This window comes from Streptomyces aurantiacus, assembly GCF_001418335.1.
In the GTDB taxonomy this organism is placed as follows: Bacteria; Actinomycetota; Actinomycetes; order Streptomycetales; family Streptomycetaceae; genus Streptomyces; species Streptomyces aurantiacus.
The window spans coordinates 1-17785 of the sequence record NZ_LIPP01000243.1 but is presented as its reverse complement, the minus strand read 5'-3'; the positions used below and the strand labels follow the sequence as shown (position 1 = coordinate 17785).

Genomic DNA, 17785 nt, shown 5'->3' with positions numbered 1-17785 from the left:
GGGCGGGAGAGTTCTCCGGCCGTGGTGGGGGCTCGGGGGTCTTCCCCGCCACGGCCGTCACGGGAACAACGCGTCATGGACCCGCTCGGTTACGCGCCTCTTACGCTCCTGGCATCCACCGTTCGGCGGATTTGTCCGACACAGGTGTTGCCGCGCTCCTGACTGCGCATTTGACTCGTTCTTTGCGGAGTCCCGCACGACGGCGGGAGCCCTGCGTGGAGGTGGCAGTCATGCTTTCGGCCAGGAGTCTTTTCCAGGAGATCATCGACAACGACGAGTCGTTCCGGCTCTTCTGCTCCATCGCCGCCGGCGGGGAGTCACAGGGAGGCTGGGAGAACGGGCGGATCGCGGCCCTCGTCCCGGAGACCGAGCGCGCCCTCGCACCCAAGATCAGCCGGCACGGCGCGGACGAGGACAAACACGGCCGGATCTTCAACGCGCTCATGAAGAAACGGGGTCTCACACCCGTCGAGGTCCCGCCCGAGACCGACTACACGATGCTCCTGGAGAAGAAGGGCATCGGCCTCACGCACGACAGGCTCCGCCGCGACGAGCCGCTCACCGTGCGGGACATCGTCACCTACCTGTCCCACAGCAGGGTCACGGAGCAGCGTGCCGCGGAGCAGATGGTCATGCTCCGCAGGTACTTCGGGGACGACCCGGACATCGGCAAGGCCGTACGGATGATCTCCGACGACGAGGACAACCACCTCGCCTATTGCCACGAGGAACTGCTGCGCTTCGCCCGCGCGGGCCACGGCCGGACCATCCGGCGGACCCTGCGCGAGTGCGCGCTCGCCGAGATCGGCGTCTACCGGGACGTCAGCCTCGCCGTCATGGACCACATGGGGCGCATCCTCGGCTGGTCCAGGCCCAAGGCGGCGCTGCTCGCCGCGGGCATCCGCGCCCTGTACGCGTACGAGCGGGCGGTCGGCCGGCGGCGGATGGTCTCCCTGACGATGCCGGAGCGCCGCGACGCCCTGGGCGGGCCGTCGACCACGGCACCCGGCTTCGCCTGAGCACGCCGCTGCAGCCGGCCCCGCTACAGCCAGCCCCGCTGTTTGAAGAGCCGGAACAGGAGGACCTCAAGCACCGCCATGAGCGCGATGACCGCCGGATAGGTCCACACCCAGTGCAGCTCCGGCATGTGGTCGAAGTTCATGCCGTAGATCCCCGCGATCATCGTGGGGACCGCGGCCATGGCCGCCCACGAGGAGATCTTTCTCATGTCGTCGTTCTGCCGCACGCTCATCTGCGCCAGGTGCGCCGACAGGACGTCCGAGACCAGCCGGTCCAGCGCGTCCACCGACTCGTTGACGCGGGTCAGGTGGTCGTTGACGTCCCGGAAGAACGGCTGCGCCCTGTCGTGGACGAACGGCACCGCGGGACCGCCCACGCCCGAGCCAGCCAGGCGGTGCAACGGCAGCGACAGCGGTCCGGTCGCCCTGCGGAACTCCAGGATCTGCCGCTTGAAGGTGTAGATCCGCGACGCGATGTTCCGGGAACCGCCGTCGCTCGGCGAGAACACCTCCGCCTCCAGCTCCTCCAGGTCGGTCTGCAGCTCGGTCGCCACCTCCAGGTAGTGGTCGACGGTGGCGTCGGCGATCGAGTAGAGCACCGCCGTCGGACCCAGACGCAGCATCTCCGGGTCCTTCTCCAGCCGGCCGCGCACCGACTTGAGCGGCGAGCCCTCGCCGTGCCGCACGATCACCACGAAGGAGTCCCCCAGGAAGATCATGAGCTCGCCCGACGACACGGTGTCGCTGTCCGGTTCGTACGTCACCGGCTTGAGGACCGCGAACAGCGAGTCGTCGTACACCTCCAGCTTGGGCCGCTGATGCGCCTTGAGGGCGTCCTCGACGGCCAGCTCGTGCAGCCCGAACTCCTCGGTGACGAGGTCGAACTCCCGCTCCGTCGGCTCGTACAGCCCGATCCACACGAAGGCGTCCCCGTAGGAACGTGCCGCGTCCAGCGCGTCGGACAGGTCCTCAGGCCCCTCGGTCCGGTGCCCGTCCCGGTAGATGGCACAGTCCATGATCACAGAGCGTATTCTCCCGTCACTGCGGCGCCGCCACACTTGGGCCCAGCCTAGGCTGGGCGGCATGCCCACCTTGATCCTCGTCCGGCACGGACGTTCCACCGCCAACACCGCGGGACTGCTCGCCGGGTGGACCCCCGGCGTCGCCCTCGACGAGCGCGGTGCGGCGCAGGCCGCGGCGCTGCCGGGGCGCCTCGCGGCCCTGCCGCTCGCCGAAGTCGTCAGCAGCCCCCTGCAGCGCTGCCAGGAAACGATTCAGCCGCTCCTCGACGCCCGGCCCGAACTGCGCGCCCACTCCGAGGAGCGCATAGGGGAGTGCCACTACGGAGACTGGTCCGGACGCAAGCTCGCCGAGCTGATGGACGAACCCCTCATGGAGGTGGTGCAGGCGCACCCCTCCGCCGCCGCGTTCCCGGGCGGTGAGTCCATGCGCGCCATGCAGACCCGGGCCGCCGAAGCGGTACGGGAGTGGAACGCGCGCGTGGAGCGCGATCACGGCAGCGACGCCGTGTACCTCATGTGCTCGCACGGCGACATCATCAAGTCGCTCGTCGCCGACGCACTCGGTCTTCATCTGGACCTCTTCCAGCGGATCTCCGTAGAACCGTGTTCCATCACCGCGATCCGTTACACACGACTGCGGCCCTTTCTCGTACGCCTCGGGGACACCGGCGATTTCACGTCTCTCGCGCCGCGCGAGGAGCCGTCCGGCAGCGACGCCGCGGTAGGGGGCGGTGCGGGCGCACCGTGATCGTCGGCCGCAGTAGGGTGAAGCGGTCGGAGCAGCGCAGCAGTTGTCAGCAGCAGACGCAGTCGACGGCAGAAGCAGTCGATCGATCCAATGGAGACAGGACGTGTCCCGTCAGGTGTTCCTCTTTGACCCGCCGGACCGTTTCGTAGCCGGTACGGTCGGGCTGCCAGGGCGCCGTACCTTCTTTCTGCAGGCCTCCTCGGGCCCCCGGGTCACCAGCGTGGCCCTGGAGAAAACGCAGGTCGCGGCACTCGCCGAACGCATGGAAGAGCTTCTCGACGAGGTCGTACGGCGTACCGGGGGCAGCGCCCCCGTGCCCGCGATGGCCCCGGCGGAGGTCTCCGACACCCGCCCGCTCGACACACCCGTGGAGGAGGAGTTCCGGGTTGGCACCATGGCCCTCGCCTGGGACGGTGACGAGCAGCGCATGATCGTCGAGGCGCAGGCGCTCGTGGAGCTGGACGCCGACTCCGAGGAGGACCTGGCCGCCGCGGAGGAGGAGCTTCTGCAGGACGAGGAGAACGGCCCGCCGATGCTGCGGGTCCGCCTCACCGGCGCGCAGGCCCGCGCCTTCTGCAAGCGCGCCCTCGACGTCGTCAACGCCGGCCGGCCGCCCTGCCCGCTGTGCAGTCTCCCGCTCGACCCGGAAGGACACGTATGTCCGCGCCAGAACGGATACCGCCGCGAAGCGTGACCACCGCCGAGCAACTCACCGAACAGCTCACCGAGCAACTCATCGGGCAACTCACTGAGCTGCTCACCGAGGGTGAGCTGACGGTGCGCGGCCGCATCCGTGAGGCCTCGAACGCGGTGCTGCTGTGCGACGTGTCGTACGAGGGACGCGAGGCGTCCTGCGTCTACAAACCCGTCGCGGGCGAGCAGCCGCTGTGGGACTTCCCCGACGGCACCCTCGCCCAGCGGGAGGTCGCGGCGTACGAGGTGTCCGAGGCGACCGGCTGGGGGCTCGTCCCGCCCACTGTGCTGCGCGACGGGCCGTACGGCGAAGGCATGTGCCAGCTGTGGATCGACCCGCCGGACAGCGACGGCGGTAGTGGTGACGGTGGTGGCGAACTGCTCGCGCTCGTCGACGCCGAGGAGCCCGGCGAGGGCTGGAAGGCCGTCGGCCGCGCCGAGGTCGGCGAGGGGCGTACGGCCCTGCTCGTGCACGCCGACGACGAACGGCTGCGCAGGATGGCCGTCCTCGACGCGGTGATCAACAACGCGGACCGCAAGGGCGGGCACCTCCTGCCCGCGCCCGGGGGCCGGCTGTACGGCATCGACCACGGCGTCACGTTCAACACCGAGAACAAGCTGCGTACGCTGCTGTGGGGCTGGGCGGGGGAGAAGCTCACCCCCGAGGCCGTCGAGGCGCTGGAACGGCTCAGGGACGCCCTGGGCGGGGCGCTGGGCGCACGGCTGGGGGAACTGATCACCGAGGCGGAACTGGACGCCACGCGCGCGCGTGTGGCCGCTCTGCTCGCCTCCGGACGGCACCCGGAGCCCTCGGGGGACTGGCCCGCGATCCCCTGGCCACCCGTGTAGCCGGGACCGGCGGGGCGGGAACAGGCGGGGACGGGCGGAAGCAGGCCGGGACTGCCTCGGGACGCACACCCCGGGGCCGTTCGCAAGAGCGCCTGTCAGGTCATATGGCCTGGTCCGGTTCGTATACGGAACATCCGTCCGGTTAGGCTCAGGGTATGCATGCCTGGCCCGCTTCCGAAGTCCCCGCCCTGCCCGGCAAGGGCCGCGACCTCCGGATCCACGACACCGCGACCGGTGGTTCCGTGGCCCTGGACCCCGGTCCCGTCGCCCGTATCTACGTCTGCGGCATCACTCCGTACGACGCGACCCACATCGGTCACGCGGCGACCTACAACGCCTTCGACCTCGTACAGCGCGTGTGGCTCGACACCAAGCGGCAGGTTCACTACGTCCAGAACGTGACGGACGTCGACGACCCGCTGCTGGAGCGCGCCGTGCGGGACAACGTCGACTGGGTGGCTCTCGCCGAACAGGAGACCGCCCTCTTCCGCGAGGACATGACCGCCCTGCGGATGCTGCCCCCGCGGCACTACATCGGCGCGGTGGAGGCCATACCGGGGATCGTTCCGCTGGTCGAGCGGCTGCGGGACTCCGGAGCCGCGTACGAACTCGAAGGCGACGTCTACTTCTCCGTCGAGGCGGACCCCCACTTCGGCGGAGTGTCCGGCCTCGACGCGGCGACGATGCGGCAGTTGTCCGCGGAGCGCGGCGGCGACCCGGACCGCCCGGGCAAGAAGAACCCGCTCGACCCGATGCTGTGGATGGCCGCCCGCGAGGGCGAGCCCAGCTGGGACGGCGGTTCGCTCGGCCGGGGCCGGCCCGGCTGGCACATCGAGTGCGTCGCGATCGCGCTCGACCACCTGGGCATGGGCTTCGACGTCCAGGGCGGCGGCTCCGATCTCGCCTTCCCGCACCACGAGATGGGCGCCTCGCACGCGCAGGCGCTGACCGGCGAGTTCCCCATGGCCAAGGCCTATGTGCACGCCGGCATGGTCGCGCTCGACGGCGAGAAGATGTCCAAGTCCAAGGGCAACCTCGTCTTCGTGTCGACGCTCCGCCGCGCGGGCGTCGACCCGGCGGCCATCCGGCTGGCGCTGCTCTCGCACCACTACCGGGCCGACTGGGAGTGGACCGACCAGGTGCTCCAGGACGCGCTCGCGCGGCTGGAGCGCTGGCGGGCTGCCGTGTCGCGGCCGGACGGCCCGTCGGCCGAGGCGCTCGTCGAGGAGGTCCGCGAGGCCCTCGCGAACGACCTGGACGCACCGGCCGCCCTCGTGGCCGTCGACCGCTGGGCCGCGCTCCAGGAGGAGCGGGGCGGTACGGACGAGGGCGCCCCCGGCGTCGTCTCGCGTGCCGTGGACGCCCTGATGGGTGTCGCGCTCTAAGGAACCGGGGGCGGTGCGCCGGGAGTTGCGGCGCACCGGCCCTTCGGGTTCGGCGGGTCAGTCCTTTGGACCCTCGGGGCCCTCCGGACCCTCGGGGCCCTCGGAGCCTTCCGGAGAGTCGGCGGGACCCTCGGCGAGGCCGGCGTCGTCGTCGGTGGTCTCCGGCCGCTGCGGCTTCGGCGGCCTGGTGCGGCCGCCCGGGGTGTCCCGGAGGAACGGCGCGGCGTCGCCGCTCTCCGTGGCGTGGCTGCCGGGCGGTGCCGCCGGACCGCCCCCGTCCCGCCTGCGCAGATAGCGTTCGAACTCGCGGGCGATCGCCTCGCCCGACGCCTCCGGCAGCTCGGCGGTGTCCCGGGCCTCCTCCAGCGTCTGTACGTACTCGGCGACCTCGCTGTCCTCCGCGGCCAGCTGGTCCACGCCGACCTGCCAGGCGCGGGCGTCCTCGGGCAGCTCGCCCAGCGGGATCCGCATGTCGATGAGGTCCTCCAGGCGGTTCAGGAGGGCCAGCGTCGCCTTCGGGTTCGGGGGCTGCGACACGTAGTGCGGCACGGCCGCCCACAGCGACACCGCGGGTACGCCCGCGTGGGTGCACGCCTCCTGGAGGATGCCGACGATGCCCGTGGGGCCCTCGTACTTGGTCTCCTCCAGGTCCATCGTGCGCGCCAGGTCCGGGTCGGAGGTGACCCCGCTGACCGGCACCGGGCGGGTGTGCGGGGTGTCGCCCAGCAGAGCGCCGAGGATCACCACCAGCTCCACGCCCAGCTCATGGGCGAAGCCGAGCAGTTCGTTGCAGAACGAGCGCCAGCGCATCGACGGTTCGATACCGCGCACCAGCACCAGGTCCCGCGGCTTGTCGCCGCCGACCCGGACCACCGACAACCTTGTCGTCGGCCAGGTGATCTTGCGTACACCGCCGTCCAGCCACACGGTGGGGCGGTTCACCTGGAAGTCGTAGTAGTCCTCGGCGTCGAGCGCCGCGAACACCTCGCCCTTCCATTCGCTGTCCAGATGCGCGACCGCTGTGGAGGCGGCGTCGCCGGCGTCGTTCCAGCCCTCGAACGCGGCCACCATGACCGGGTCGACCAGCTCGGGAACCCCGTCCAGCTCGATCACCCAGTGCCTCCTTCCGACGTGCCCTCACGTACGCCCCAACCTTACGGCTTGTACGGAGGGCGTCCGCAGCCCCCTCGCACGGGGAGGTGACCGCATCACTGCCCCGTTCACCGCCTCCGAACACCCTGCAGCCGCCCGCGCTGCCCCGAGAGGTCGCACGAGGTCCCGAGAGGTCACACGAGGCCGGACCGTGACACCAGAGCGGCCAGGTCTCCGAGCGCGGCACCCTCGTCGAGCGTCGTGAGCGTGCGGTCGCGCATCAGGACCCGGCCGTCGACGAGTGTGTCCCGTACGTCGTCGGCGCGCGCGGCGTACGCGAGCGTCGACCAGAGGTCGTGGCGGGGCGCCAGATGCGGGCCGCTCAGGTCCAGGACGATCAGGTCGGCCCGCTTGCCCGCCTCCAGTGAGCCCAGCTCGGCGCCGAGTCCCAGGGCCCGGGCGCCCTCGATGGTGGCCATGCGCACGGCCTGCTCCGCGCCGACCGCGGTGGGGTCCCCGTCGGCCTTGTGCACCAGGGCGGCGAGGCCCAGCGCGCGCAGCACGTCCAGCGTGTTGGCGCTGACCGCGCCGTCCGTGCCGAGGCCGACCGTCACGCCCGCGCTCAGCATCCGCGGCACGGGCGCGATGCCGCAGCCCAGCTTGAGGTTGGACACCGGGCAGTGGGCGACCGACGTGCCGGTCCGGGCCAGCGCCGCGATCTCGGCGCCCGTGAGGTCCACGGCGTGGGCCAGCAGCAGATCGGGGCCGAGCAGGCCGAGCGAGTCGAGCAGTTCCACCGGCCGCTTGCCGTGCCGCACCTCGACGGTGGCGACCTCGGTGGCGTTCTCCGCCGCGTGGATGTGCAGCAGCGCGCCGAACTCCCTTGCCAGGGCGCCGATCCCGGTCAGCTGCTCGGGAGACAGCGTGTAGGCGGAGTGCGCGAAGAGCACGGGGCGCGTACCGGGCCGCCGCGTACGGCCGACCAGGTCGCGACGCGCCCACTCCAGCCGGTCCTCGTACGCGATCCCGTCGGCCGCGTCCGGTACGTCCATGAAGGTCGGCCCCGTGTGCAACCGCCAGCCCGCCTCCAGCGCGACCCGCTCGGCGGCCTCATGGAACCAGTACATGTCGAGCGCCGAGGTCACCCCGGCCCGTACGCTCTCCGCGATCGCGACCCGGATCGCCGTGGCGACGTTGTCCGCGGACAGCAACTCGCTCTCCCAGCGCAGCACGCGCTCCAGGAAGCCCTGCAGCGTCACGTCGTCGGCGCGACCGCGCAGCAGCGTCATCGCCAGGTGGGTGTGCGCGTTGACCAGGCCGGGAAGCACGAGGCAGCCGGTCGCGTCGAGGGTGTCGGCGGCGGCGTACCGCGCGCGCAGCTCCTCGGCGGGGCCCACCTCGACGATCTCGCCGTCGCGGACGGCCACCGCCCCGTCGGGTACGACGGTGCCGGCCTCGTCGACGGTCAGGACGTCACCGCCGTGAACCAACAGGTCGACGGGCGCGGGGCGTCGGGAGGGGATGCGGGAGGGGATGGTGGTCACAGCGCGCGCTCCTCGGCCTCGGCGAGCAGACGCAGGGCCTCCAGAGCGACCACACCGCCGCGCTCCACGCCCGCCGCGACGATCTCGCGGTGCGGGTCGTAGCCGCCCGTGGCGGCCTCGTCGACGAGTTCGTCCGCGTTCGCGCCGTCGATCACGAGGACGCCGCCCGCGGTCAGTCCGCGCAGCGAGGCCGTCACATACAGCGCGGACAGCTCCATCTCGATGGCCGCGAGCCCCGCCCCGTCGTACGAGAACAGGGGTATCAGCCCTGGCTGGAAAGCGGCCCGCGTCCACACGAGACCGCGGTGGTACGGGGCGCCCTGCTCCCGCGCCGCCGACTCCAGCGCGAGCACCGCCTCGGGCGTGGCCACCGCCGGATACTCGGGCGGCAGCAACTGCTGGGTCACCCCGTCGTCGCGTACGGCCGCCTCCGCGACGACGAGATCGCCGTCCTGGATCCCGGGCCGCATCGCGCCCGCCGTGCCGAACCGAAGGAAGGTCCTCACGCCCGCGTCCGCCAGCTCCTGGAAGAGCAGGATCGCACCCGGCGCGCCCACCCCGTGGGAGGCGACGACGACCGGCACGCCCTTCCAACTCCCGCTGAACGCACGGTACTCGCGGTGGTACGACACCTCCTCGGCGCCGTCGAGCAGCGCGGCGACGGTCGCGGCGCGCGCGGGGTCCCCCACCACGACGGCACGCGGTGGCAGCCCGGTGCGGGGTATGCGCGTGATGGGGGCCAGGTCCTGGTCCTGCGTCATGAGGCGACTCCAGTCGTACGGGCGTTGCGGCGGCGGCGCTGCGCCGTGCTGAGGAAGAGGGCGACGAGCGTGACGACGTACGGCGCGGCGTCGGTCGCCTGCTGCGGCATACCGAGGCCCTGCAGCCGGAAGCCGGCCGCCTCGGCGAGACCGAAGAGCAGCGCGGCGAGCAGCACACCGAGCGGCAGGGCGCGCCCGAGCATGACCGCGACGACCGCGATCCAGCCCCGGCCGGCCGTCATGTTCTCGGAGAACAACGTGACGTTGCCCAGGGCGAGCTGGGCCCCGGCCAGTCCGCACAGCACACCGGAAAGGAGCACGGCCGCGTACTTGTAACGGGCCGGGCTCACCCCGAGCGTGGCAGCGGCGTCCGGTGCCTCACCGACCCCGCGCAGCCGCAGCCCCCACACATGGCGGGACAGCAGCAGCGCGGACACCCCGACCGCCGCCCACGCCAGATAGGCGAGCGGCGAGAAACCGCCGACCAACGGCAGCCCGGCCAGTGACGGGTCGTCAAAAGTGCCCTGCACGCCGAAGATCGTACGCAGCAGGAAACTGGTCAGTCCCACCGCCAGGAGGTTCATGGCGATGCCGAGCACGACCGCGTCGCCGCGCAGGGTGACCGTGCCCACGGCGAGGATCAGCGAGTACGCGGCGGCGGCGAGTGCCGCCGCCAGGACGCCGAGCCAGGGGGAGCCGGTGAACCAGCTGGTGGCGACGGCCGTGAAGCAGCCCATCAGCATCATGCCCTCAAGGCCGATGTTGAAGACGCCCGCCCGCTCGCAGAGGGCGCCACCGAGCGCGGCCAGCAGGATCGGCGTCAGCGCGCGCAGCGCCGACATGAGGAGATCGGAGTCGAAGAACATCAGGCGAACTCCCCCTGTGCGGCGGGCTTCTGTGCGGCAGGCCCTTGTCCGTCGGGCTCGTGTCCGTCGGGTCCTTCGGGTTTTCTGCGACGCAGGCGCGGGAAGCGCAGCCGTGCCGCGAGGAACACGATGACGATGGCCTGGAGCACCTGCGTCAGCTCGCGCGGGACGTCGGTCGTGCGCTCCATCGAAAGCCCGCCGACCTGGAGGACGGCGAAGAAGAACGACGCGAGGACCGTGCCCAGCGGGGCCGCCGCCGCGAGCAGCGCCGCCGTCAGGCCCGTCCAGGTGTAGCCGGGAGCGGTCAGCGACCCGTCGAGGAAGCGGTAGGGGAAGCTCAGGACGCCGATCGAACCGACCAGACCGGCGAGCGCGCCGGAGGTCGCCACCAGCCGGAGCGTGAGCCCCTTGCGCTCCACCCCCGCGTACGCCGCGAAGCGCGCGTTGAGGCCGGTCATCCGGATCTCGTACCCGACCGCCGTGCGCCGGTCGGCGAACCAGTACGCGGCGGCTGCCAGGACGACCAGCACCAGACCGATCGTCACCGTCGACGTGCCGAAGGCCGGCAGCGCCACCCCCTCCGGGAGCTGCCGCGTCTGGGGCAGGCTGGAGCCGGGCTCCTTGAGCGGATACCGCACCAGATACGAGGCGAACGAGGTGGCGGGATAGCTGAGCAGCAGGCTGCTCACAAGGAGCGGCACGCCGAACCGGTTCTCGCACAGTGCGGCGAGCGCGGCGTAGGCGGCGCCGGCCGCGATTCCGGCGAGCAGCGCCAGTACGACGGTGAGCGGCGCGGGCAGCGGCGAGTACAGCCCGGTGACGGCGGCCGCGATGCCGCCGAGCACCATCTGCCCGTCCCCGCCGAGGTTGATGAGCCCGGCACGCAGCGGGATCGCCAGCGCCAGGGACATCCCCAGCACACTCGTGCCGGTGCTGAGCGTCGACCCGATCCCGTCGGCCCCGAGCGAGCCGGTGACGACCGCCCGGTAGGCGGCGAGCGGATCGGCGCCGGTACCGATCAGGAACAGGGCGCCGATGACGAGCCCGGCGACGACGGAGAAGGTGACGGGGGAGCGCAGCGCCCCCTTGATACGGGCCGCCCCCTTGATACGGGCCACGGCCATGTCAGTCTCCGTCCGGCGCGGGGGTGTCGAGCGGGGCGGCGGCGGTCGTCCGGGCCGGCGCACCCACGGACGCCGCCGGGTCCGCGGAGCGTTCCGCGCCGCCCGCCATGGCCAGGCCGAGCGTCGCCTCGGACGCGTCCGACCTGTCGTACGTGGCTGTCACGCGGCCCTCGTACATCACCAGGACGCGGTCGGCGAGGCCGCGGATCTCGCTCAGCTCGGCGGAGACGAGCAGGACCGCATGGCCCGCGTCGCGATAGGCGATCAGTTCGTCGTGGATGGCCTGGATGGCGCCGATGTCCACGCCGCGCGTGGGCTGCTCGACCAGCAACAGCGGTGCCGCGTGGGCCAGTTCGCGGCCGATCAGCAGCTTCTGGAGGTTGCCGCCCGACAGCGCGGAGGCCGGCACGTCGGGCGTGGACGCCTTGATGCCGAAGCGCTCGACGAGATCGCGCGCGTGGGAGCGTACGGCCGACGGCGGCAGCAGTCCGTGCCGGGAGGACAACGTCGTGCGGTGGTGCCCCATCGCGAGGTTGTCCGCGACGGACGCCGCGGGCGCGGTGCCGACCGCGTGACGGTCCTCCGGAACGTACGCGAGGCCCTTCGCGCGCCGCTCGGTGGCCGAGGCATTCGTGATGTCCTCGCCCCGCAGTACGACCCGCCCGGCTGCGGCGGGCCGCAGCCCGGCGAGCGTCTCGACGAGCTCGCTCTGCCCGTTGCCCGCGACGCCCGCGATGCCGACGATCTCCCCGGCGCGTACGGACAGCCGGACGTCGTGCACGCCGGCCGTGCTCAGCCCCTCGACGTCCAGGACGACGTCACCGGGTGTGCCCGGCGGGAAGACGCGGTCCAGTTCGACGGCGCGGCCGGTCATCGCGGTCGCGATCCCGGCGCCGCTCGTGTCCGCCGTACGCAGCCGGGCGACGACCCGCCCGTCCCGCAGCACCGTCACGTTGTCGCTGCCCTCCAGCACCTCACGCAACTTGTGGGTGACAAGGATCACCGTGCGGCCCCGCGCGGTCAGCGACCTGAGCACCACGAACAGCGCGTCGGCCTCCGCGGGCGTCAGGACCGCCGTCGGCTCGTCGAGGATGAGTGTGCGCGCGCCGCGGTGCAGCAGCTTCAGGATCTCCACGCGCTGGCGCAGCCCCACCGGCAGCTCGCCGACCCGGGCGTCCGGGTCGACGGCGAGGCCGTGCTCGGCGGCGAGTTCCCGCACCCGGCGCCGCGCCGCGGCCCGGTCCACCAGACCGAAGCGGCGCGGCTCGGCCCGGTAGACGACGTTCTCGGCGACCGTCAGCGAGTCGAACAGCTTGAAACTCTGGTGGACCATGCCGAGCCCGGCGGCCATCGCGGCGCTCGGGCTCCCGAAGGACACCTCGACCCCGTCGATCCGTATCGATCCCGCGTCCGGCCGTTCCATCCCGTACAGGACGGACATCAGGGTCGACTTGCCCGCGCCGTTCTCCCCCATCAGCGCGTGGATCTCGCCGCGCCGGACCGTCAGGTCGACCGAGTCGTTGGCGAGGGTGCCGGGGAAGCGCTTGGTGATGCCGCGCAGCTCGACGGCCGGAGGCAGTCCGCCGAGGGCCGGGGGCAGGCTGCCTCCGGCCGCGGTCGGCCCGGCGCCGGCCGCGGGCGTCCCGTCGGGGACTCCGCCGGCCGCCGCCGGTGTGTCACTTGGCCGCCGGGTCATCGACCGTCAGCTCTCCGGACACGATCTGGTCGCGCAGCGCCTCGACCTTCTTCAGCACGTCCTCGTGGTCGGCGATCACGCACTTCGACGACTTCACACCGTCCTCCAGGCCCGTGAGGCTGATGCCGCCCTCCTTGAGGCCGTACGAGACGGTCTTGCCGGCCTTGCCGCCGATGACCTGCTCGATGCCCTCCTGCACGGCGACGTCGGTCTTCTTGATCACGTTGTCGACGACGGTGCCGGGAGCGGCCGTGCACTGGTTGACGTCCACGCCGTACGCGTACGCCTTCTTCGCCTGGGCCGCCTCGAAGACGCCGTAGTTGCCGGCCGCGGCCGCCGCCATGATGTGGTCGGCGCCCTTGGCGAGCAGCGAGTTGGCCTGCTCCTTGGCGCGCGCCGAGTCGTCGAACGGCGACTGGCCGCCGACGAAGCGGGTGCTCGCGGTCGTCTTCGGCGCGACCTTCTCGGCGCCGGCCGCGAACGGGTCGCTGTAGCGCCGGAACTGCGGGGTGTCGAGTACGTCGACCGCGCCGACCTTGCCGCTCTCGCTGAGCAGTCCGGCCTCGGCGCCCGCCAGGTAGACGCCCTCGTGCTCACGGAAGACGGCGCAGCTCACGTTCTTGAACGTCTTCTCCGTGCAGGCGTCGACCACCAGGAACTGCTGCTTGGGGTGTGCCTCGGCCTGCTGCGCGACCAGGTCGGCGAACTCGAAGCCGACCAGTACGATCACGTCCGGCGCGGCGTCGACCGCGGCCTGCACGTTCTGCTGCTGGGAGGCGCTGTCGGAGGACTGGTAGACCTTCTGCGTCCCGTCGTGCGTCTTGGCCGCGGCCTTCACCCCGTCGACCGCGAGCTTCAGGAACTGGTTCTGCCCGACCGGGTCCGGCGTCACCAGCGTGAAGGACTTGCCGCCGCTCTTGGCGCCTGCGGAGGAACTGTCGTCCTTCGACGCGGCGTTGCAGCCGGTGGCGGCGGCCAGGAGCACGGTGCCGGTGGCGACGGCGGCGAGCTGGAGCGAGCGGGATCTACGGGTACGAGGCATGGGACCGGCCTTCCGTGAAGGTGCGTGCGGCGATGCGCGCTCTGGCGGAAACGCTGAGAGGTGAAGCTGAAGGTGGAGCGAGGGGCAGGCACGGGGGACACCGGAGCGGGAGCCGGTGTCACGGCGGTCAGCGTCGACAGCCGTCGCTTGCGCAGTGGCCGTGGTCGAGGAAGCGGCGCATCGTCAACAACACACGTCCTCCTTCGCGTCGGCCCGATCGACGCTGCTTGACCCTGGGCGGCCCTGATCGACTCTGATCGGCCGTGATCGGCCCTGAGGGCTGCGGGTGCTGGACTGTAACACCGGTTTCCGGACATCCGCTCGACTGTCTCGAACTGTGGTTCTCCGAGGTCATGTACGGTGTCGCGCATCTTCGGAACTTCAGGAGTGCCCCGCTATGCCCCGAGAACTGCGCGCCGTCGAGTGGACCGGAAGCAGCCTTGCGCTGATCGACCAGACCGTCCTCCCGCAGCGCACCGAGACCCGCCGGATCAGCACCGTGGACGACCTGGTGGACGCCATCCGCCGGCTCGTCGTCCGCGGGGCGCCGGCGATCGGCGCGGCCGGGGCGTACGGGGTGGCCCTCGCGATGCTCCAGGGGGCGCGCGAGGGATGGTCGCGCGAGGAGGTCCTCGCCGCCGTCGCGCGCGTCCGTGCGGCGCGGCCCACCGCGGTGAACCTCATGGTGTGCGTCGACCGGGTGCTGACCCGTTTCGACGACGGGCTCGACGCGGTGCTCGCCGAGGCGGCCCGGATGCAGCGCGAGGACGTGGCGGCGAACCGGGCGATGGGCGCGTTCGGGGCGGACTGGCTGCTCAAGCGCGTCGACGAGGACCGGCCGCTGCGGGTGCTGACCCACTGCAACACCGGAGCCCTCGCCACGGCCGGGTGGGGCACGGCGCTCGGCGTCATCCGCGAACTGCACGCCAGGGGACGGCTGGAGGTCGTGTACGCCGACGAGACGCGCCCGCTGTTGCAGGGGTCGCGGCTGACCGCCTGGGAGCTGGTCCAGGAGGGAATCCCGCACTTCGTCCAGGCGGACGGGGCCGCCGCGGGCACGATTCTGCGGGGCGAGGTGGACGCGGCGATCGTCGGCGCCGACCGGATCGCGGCCAACGGCGACACCGCGAACAAGGTGGGCACCGTGGGGATCGCACTGGCCTGCGCCGACGCGGGCGTGCCGTTTCTGGTGGCCGCGCCGACGACGACGGTGGATGTCGCGACGGCGACGGGCGCCGACATCCACATCGAACTACGGGACGAGGCCGAGGTGCTGGAGTGGGCGGGAGTCCGGACCGCTCCCGCCGGATCACGCGGCCACAACCCCGCGTTCGACGTGACACCGGGCCGACTGGTGACGGCACTCGTCACCGAACGGGGCGTACTGGAGGTCTCGGCGGGGGAACTGCCGGGAAACCGGCTGAGGTAGGCCGGGGCCGACCCGTCAGAGGCGCGGTTCAGGGCGCGGGGAACGGCGCAGTCTTTTGTCTTTAAGGGGCGCGGGGAACGGCGCAATCTTTTAGGGGCGCGGGGAACTGCGCGACCAGCCCCCACACCCCCGCAGCCGACGAACAACCCTCAGTGACCCGTAAGTTCCAGCTCCAGGAGCCACTCCACAACCTCCGTGTGATGCCGCGCCTGACGAGCACTGTCGCCCCAGACATACAAACCGTGGCCCGCCACCACCACCGCCGGCATACGGACGTCACGGGCCGCCTCCAGCCGATCGCCGAGGACCTTCATGTCCTGGCTGTTGGCGATGACGGGCAGGGTCACCTCCACGTCATGGGCGGCCTGCCCGATGCCCTTGAGCATCTCCAGGTCCTGGAAGACGATCCCGCCCGGCGAACGCCGCCCCAGCGCCACCGACGCCACCGTGTGGACGTGCACCACGGCCCCGGCGCCGGTCAGTTCCGCCACGCGCGCGTGCAGCTCGGCCTCGGCGGACGGCTTGCCGTCACCGACCGCGGCGCCCCGGCCGTCGACCAGCACGACGTCCGCAGGCGTCAGTTCGCCCTTGTCGTGCCCGCTGGCGGTGACCGCGAGCCGCAGCGGGTCACGGGAGAGCACCACGGAGAGGTTCCCGGATGTGCCCCGCATCCAGCCGAAGGAGGCGAAGCGGGCGGACTCGGCGGCGAGGACGGCCCCGGCCTCCTCCAGATCGAGTGTGCTGATGTCGGTGCTCACGTGGTGCTCCCCGAAGTGCTGACGCTGACGCTGATCTCGTCGAACGACCCCGCCTGCGCGTGGTCCCCGACGCCCTGCTCGTAGTACGGCTCCCCGGGCCGCCTGATCCCGACGGCGTGCCAGCCCGCGGCGCGCGCCGCGTCCAGCTCGCCCGGCCGGTCGGAGAGGAAGAGGAGACGCCCGGCCGCCACACCGCTCGCCTCCGCGATCCGGCGGTACGACGCGGGCTCCTGCTTGGGCCCTGCGTTCTCGGTGTCGTACAGCCCGTCGACGAGCGGCAGCAGATCACCGTCCGGGCTGCTCGCGAACCACGCGCGCTGCGCGGCCACGGACCCGGACGAGTACACGTGCAGCCGTACGCCGGCACCGTGCCAGCGGCGCAGGACGGGCACCACGTCGTCGTAGAAGTGCGAGACCAGGTCGCCCCGGGCGAACCCCTCGGACCAGATGAGGCCCTGAAGGGTCTTCAAAGGGGTGGCCTTCACGTCGTCGTCGAGCCACTCGTCGAGCGCCTTCTCGACCCGTACGGCGTCGGCGTCCGGCTCGCCCAGCAGTTCCCGGACCTGGGCGACCGCCCGCAGTACCGCCGGATCGTCGCTCCGCTCCGCCAGCAGCGCTCCGAAACGGGAGCGCGAGTACGGGTAGAGCACGTCGACGACGTAGCCCGTGGCGCTCGTGGTGCCCTCGATGTCGAGCACCACGGCGTCCACGTCGAACACCAGCGGCAGGCTCACGCCGCGGCCCGGTCCTGCTCGTACCCCGCCGCGATGGTGTCGTAGTCGGGGAAGCGGCCGGCGATGGGGGAACCGGTGAAGCTGCCGATCCAGCCGTCCTCCTCGTGGAAGAACCGGATCGCGGTGAACGCCGGTGACGTCCCCATGTCGAACCAGTGCGTCGTACCGCGCGGCACGCCCAGCAGGTCGCCCTTCTCGCAGAACACGGCGTGGACCTCGCCGTTCACGTGCAGATAGAAGATCCCGGAGCCGGCGACGAAGAACCGGACCTCGTCATCGTCGTCGTGCGTGTGCTCCTGGAGGAACTTCTCCCGTGCGGCCTTCGCCTTGACCGGGTACTCCGGGTCGTCGCTCGGGTGCAGTCCGAGGACGTCGACCGTGGTGAAGCCCTCCTCCGCGTTGAGCCTGTCGATCTCCGGCCCGTACGCGGCGAAGACGGTGGCGCTGTCGGCGTCGGCGGCCACGTCCTCACGGACGGGCCACTGCTCGTAGCGCACGCCGAGGGGAGCGAGCGCGGCGGCGATCTCGGCGGGCTCCGAGGTGCGGCGCACCGTCGTCCCGGGTCCGGACTCGGGCCACGTGGTCAGCAGGGTCATGGGAGCAACTCCAAGGGTCGATCGACGAGCGAGTGAGTCGGTACCGCGCGGCGGGCGGCGGCTCGAAGCAGGGATCCGGGCCTGTGATCAGCCGCGACACGCCGCGTCGGTACAGCGTCGCGTCGCTGTCGCGCAGGGTGTCGTCATCGGAGGCCTCACTGTCCCGGGTCGGGTGCCGGTCTTGAGATCGTAACTCCCGATCGGGGGCCGACCAGGTGCGAGGAAGTTGTTGTCTCAACCACTGAGAAGCCGTCTCGGCCGGCACCGCGCCGACACCGCGCCGACGGGTGTGTCAACGAGTGTGCCAACGGGTGTGCCGATGCTGTGAGTTCGCGTGACGAGCACGGTGCGCACGGTGACAATCTGTTCATGGACACGCTACGGGGCGGTGGGGACGAGCCGGACGGGCAGGACAGGCGAGGCGGGC

Annotated in this window: 17 protein-coding genes; 6 read left to right on the top strand and 11 right to left on the bottom strand. The window is 71.8% G+C overall.

The genetic code is table 11. The features are described 5' to 3' along the window. Nucleotides 1-230 precede the first annotated feature (230 nt). Nucleotides 231-1019 carry a ferritin family protein gene (locus AOK01_RS28875; protein ID WP_055516809.1) on the top strand — a complete coding sequence of 263 codons (789 nt, stop codon included), beginning with the start codon at nucleotides 231-233 and terminating at the stop codon, nucleotides 1017-1019. A gap of 23 nt (nucleotides 1020-1042) precedes the next feature. On the opposite strand, the gene AOK01_RS28870 is transcribed toward AOK01_RS28875, so the two are convergent. After that, complete coding sequence (locus AOK01_RS28870) at nucleotides 1043-2041, bottom strand: magnesium and cobalt transport protein CorA (protein WP_055516798.1); 999 nt, start codon at nucleotides 2039-2041, stop codon at nucleotides 1043-1045. A gap of 61 nt (nucleotides 2042-2102) precedes the next feature. On the opposite strand from AOK01_RS28870, the gene AOK01_RS28865 reads away from it, so the two are divergent. The 4 genes from AOK01_RS28865 (at nucleotide 2103) to mshC (ending at nucleotide 5716) form a co-directional block, all read left to right on the top strand. Then, complete coding sequence (locus AOK01_RS28865) at nucleotides 2103-2789, top strand: histidine phosphatase family protein (RefSeq protein WP_055516796.1); 687 nt, start codon at nucleotides 2103-2105, stop codon at nucleotides 2787-2789. Between the two features lie 103 nt (nucleotides 2790-2892). After that, nucleotides 2893-3483: a DUF3090 domain-containing protein gene (locus tag AOK01_RS28860; protein WP_055516794.1), complete on the top strand. Its 591-nt coding sequence runs from the start codon at nucleotides 2893-2895 to the stop codon at nucleotides 3481-3483. Beyond that, nucleotides 3447-4331: an SCO1664 family protein gene (locus AOK01_RS28855; RefSeq protein WP_079103840.1), complete on the top strand. Its 885-nt coding sequence runs from the start codon at nucleotides 3447-3449 to the stop codon at nucleotides 4329-4331. Before AOK01_RS28860 ends, AOK01_RS28855 begins: the two co-directional genes overlap by 37 nt. A gap of 155 nt (nucleotides 4332-4486) precedes the next feature. Further along, nucleotides 4487-5716 carry a cysteine--1-D-myo-inosityl 2-amino-2-deoxy-alpha-D-glucopyranoside ligase gene (mshC, locus tag AOK01_RS28850; protein WP_055516792.1) on the top strand — a complete coding sequence of 410 codons (1230 nt, stop codon included), beginning with the start codon at nucleotides 4487-4489 and terminating at the stop codon, nucleotides 5714-5716. A 57-nt stretch (nucleotides 5717-5773) separates the two neighbouring features. Here the strand turns inward: mshC and AOK01_RS28845 are convergent, their stop codons facing one another. The 7 genes from AOK01_RS28845 to AOK01_RS28815 form a co-directional block, all read right to left on the bottom strand. Beyond that, nucleotides 5774-6829, bottom strand: coding sequence for a PAC2 family protein (locus AOK01_RS28845; protein WP_055516790.1), 1056 nt, complete (start codon nucleotides 6827-6829; stop codon nucleotides 5774-5776). 173 nt (nucleotides 6830-7002) lie between these two features. Then, complete coding sequence (locus tag AOK01_RS28840) at nucleotides 7003-8352, bottom strand: amidohydrolase (RefSeq protein ID WP_245702449.1); 1350 nt, start codon at nucleotides 8350-8352, stop codon at nucleotides 7003-7005. After that, the gene (locus AOK01_RS28835) at nucleotides 8349-9113 is read right to left on the bottom strand and encodes a nucleoside phosphorylase (RefSeq protein ID WP_055516788.1); all 765 of its coding nucleotides are present in this window, start codon (nucleotides 9111-9113) and stop codon (nucleotides 8349-8351) included. The genes AOK01_RS28840 and AOK01_RS28835 overlap by 4 nt, the downstream gene beginning before the upstream one ends. Continuing rightward, nucleotides 9110-9979: an ABC transporter permease gene (locus AOK01_RS28830; RefSeq protein WP_055516787.1), complete on the bottom strand. Its 870-nt coding sequence runs from the start codon at nucleotides 9977-9979 to the stop codon at nucleotides 9110-9112. The genes AOK01_RS28835 and AOK01_RS28830 overlap by 4 nt, the downstream gene beginning before the upstream one ends. Continuing rightward, nucleotides 9979-11103 (bottom strand): ABC transporter permease, encoded by a 1125-nt coding sequence (locus tag AOK01_RS28825; protein ID WP_055516785.1) that lies wholly within the window; start codon nucleotides 11101-11103, stop codon nucleotides 9979-9981. The genes AOK01_RS28830 and AOK01_RS28825 overlap by 1 nt, the downstream gene beginning before the upstream one ends. Before the next feature lies 1 nt (nucleotide 11104). Beyond that, the gene (locus tag AOK01_RS28820; protein ID WP_079103839.1) at nucleotides 11105-12799 is read right to left on the bottom strand and encodes an ABC transporter ATP-binding protein; all 1695 of its coding nucleotides are present in this window, start codon (nucleotides 12797-12799) and stop codon (nucleotides 11105-11107) included. Beyond that, complete coding sequence (locus tag AOK01_RS28815) at nucleotides 12780-13841, bottom strand: BMP family ABC transporter substrate-binding protein (protein WP_055516784.1); 1062 nt, start codon at nucleotides 13839-13841, stop codon at nucleotides 12780-12782. The genes AOK01_RS28820 and AOK01_RS28815 overlap by 20 nt, the downstream gene beginning before the upstream one ends. A gap of 397 nt (nucleotides 13842-14238) precedes the next feature. Here AOK01_RS28815 and mtnA point away from each other — a divergent pair, with 397 nt between their 5' ends. Continuing rightward, on the top strand, nucleotides 14239-15270 hold the full coding sequence (gene mtnA / locus AOK01_RS28810; RefSeq protein ID WP_055516781.1) for an S-methyl-5-thioribose-1-phosphate isomerase: 1032 nt from the start codon (nucleotides 14239-14241) through the stop codon (nucleotides 15268-15270). A 149-nt stretch (nucleotides 15271-15419) separates the two neighbouring features. On the opposite strand, the gene mtnB is transcribed toward mtnA, so the two are convergent. The 3 genes from mtnB to AOK01_RS28795 are packed head-to-tail and all read right to left on the bottom strand — an operon-like array spanning nucleotide 15420 to nucleotide 17358. Continuing rightward, a complete protein-coding gene (gene mtnB / locus AOK01_RS28805; RefSeq protein WP_055516779.1) occupies nucleotides 15420-16028 on the bottom strand; it encodes a methylthioribulose 1-phosphate dehydratase in 609 nt (202 codons plus the stop codon). Next, nucleotides 16025-16756: an acireductone synthase gene (mtnC, locus tag AOK01_RS28800; RefSeq protein WP_055516800.1), complete on the bottom strand. Its 732-nt coding sequence runs from the start codon at nucleotides 16754-16756 to the stop codon at nucleotides 16025-16027. Before mtnC ends, mtnB begins: the two co-directional genes overlap by 4 nt. A gap of 2 nt (nucleotides 16757-16758) precedes the next feature. After that, a complete protein-coding gene (locus tag AOK01_RS28795) occupies nucleotides 16759-17358 on the bottom strand; it encodes a 1,2-dihydroxy-3-keto-5-methylthiopentene dioxygenase (protein WP_055516777.1) in 600 nt (199 codons plus the stop codon). Nucleotides 17359-17785: the final 427 nt, after the last annotated feature.

Coding starts and splice junctions, on each gene's coding strand:
- AOK01_RS28875 (WP_055516809.1), top strand. CDS start 231: ATGCTTTCGGCCAGGAGTCTTTTCCAGGAGATCATCGACAACGACGAG.
- AOK01_RS28865 (WP_055516796.1), top strand. CDS start 2,103: ATGCCCACCTTGATCCTCGTCCGGCACGGACGTTCCACCGCCAACACC.
- AOK01_RS28855 (WP_079103840.1), top strand. CDS start 3,447: ATGTCCGCGCCAGAACGGATACCGCCGCGAAGCGTGACCACCGCCGAG.
- mshC (WP_055516792.1), top strand. CDS start 4,487: ATGCATGCCTGGCCCGCTTCCGAAGTCCCCGCCCTGCCCGGCAAGGGC.
- AOK01_RS28835 (WP_055516788.1), bottom strand. CDS start 9,113: ATGACGCAGGACCAGGACCTGGCCCCCATCACGCGCATACCCCGCACC.
- AOK01_RS28830 (WP_055516787.1), bottom strand. CDS start 9,979: ATGTTCTTCGACTCCGATCTCCTCATGTCGGCGCTGCGCGCGCTGACG.
- AOK01_RS28825 (WP_055516785.1), bottom strand. CDS start 11,103: ATGGCCGTGGCCCGTATCAAGGGGGCGGCCCGTATCAAGGGGGCGCTG.
- AOK01_RS28820 (WP_079103839.1), bottom strand. CDS start 12,799: ATGACCCGGCGGCCAAGTGACACACCGGCGGCGGCCGGCGGAGTCCCC.
- AOK01_RS28815 (WP_055516784.1), bottom strand. CDS start 13,841: ATGCCTCGTACCCGTAGATCCCGCTCGCTCCAGCTCGCCGCCGTCGCC.
- mtnA (WP_055516781.1), top strand. CDS start 14,239: ATGCCCCGAGAACTGCGCGCCGTCGAGTGGACCGGAAGCAGCCTTGCG.
- AOK01_RS28795 (WP_055516777.1), bottom strand. CDS start 17,358: ATGACCCTGCTGACCACGTGGCCCGAGTCCGGACCCGGGACGACGGTG.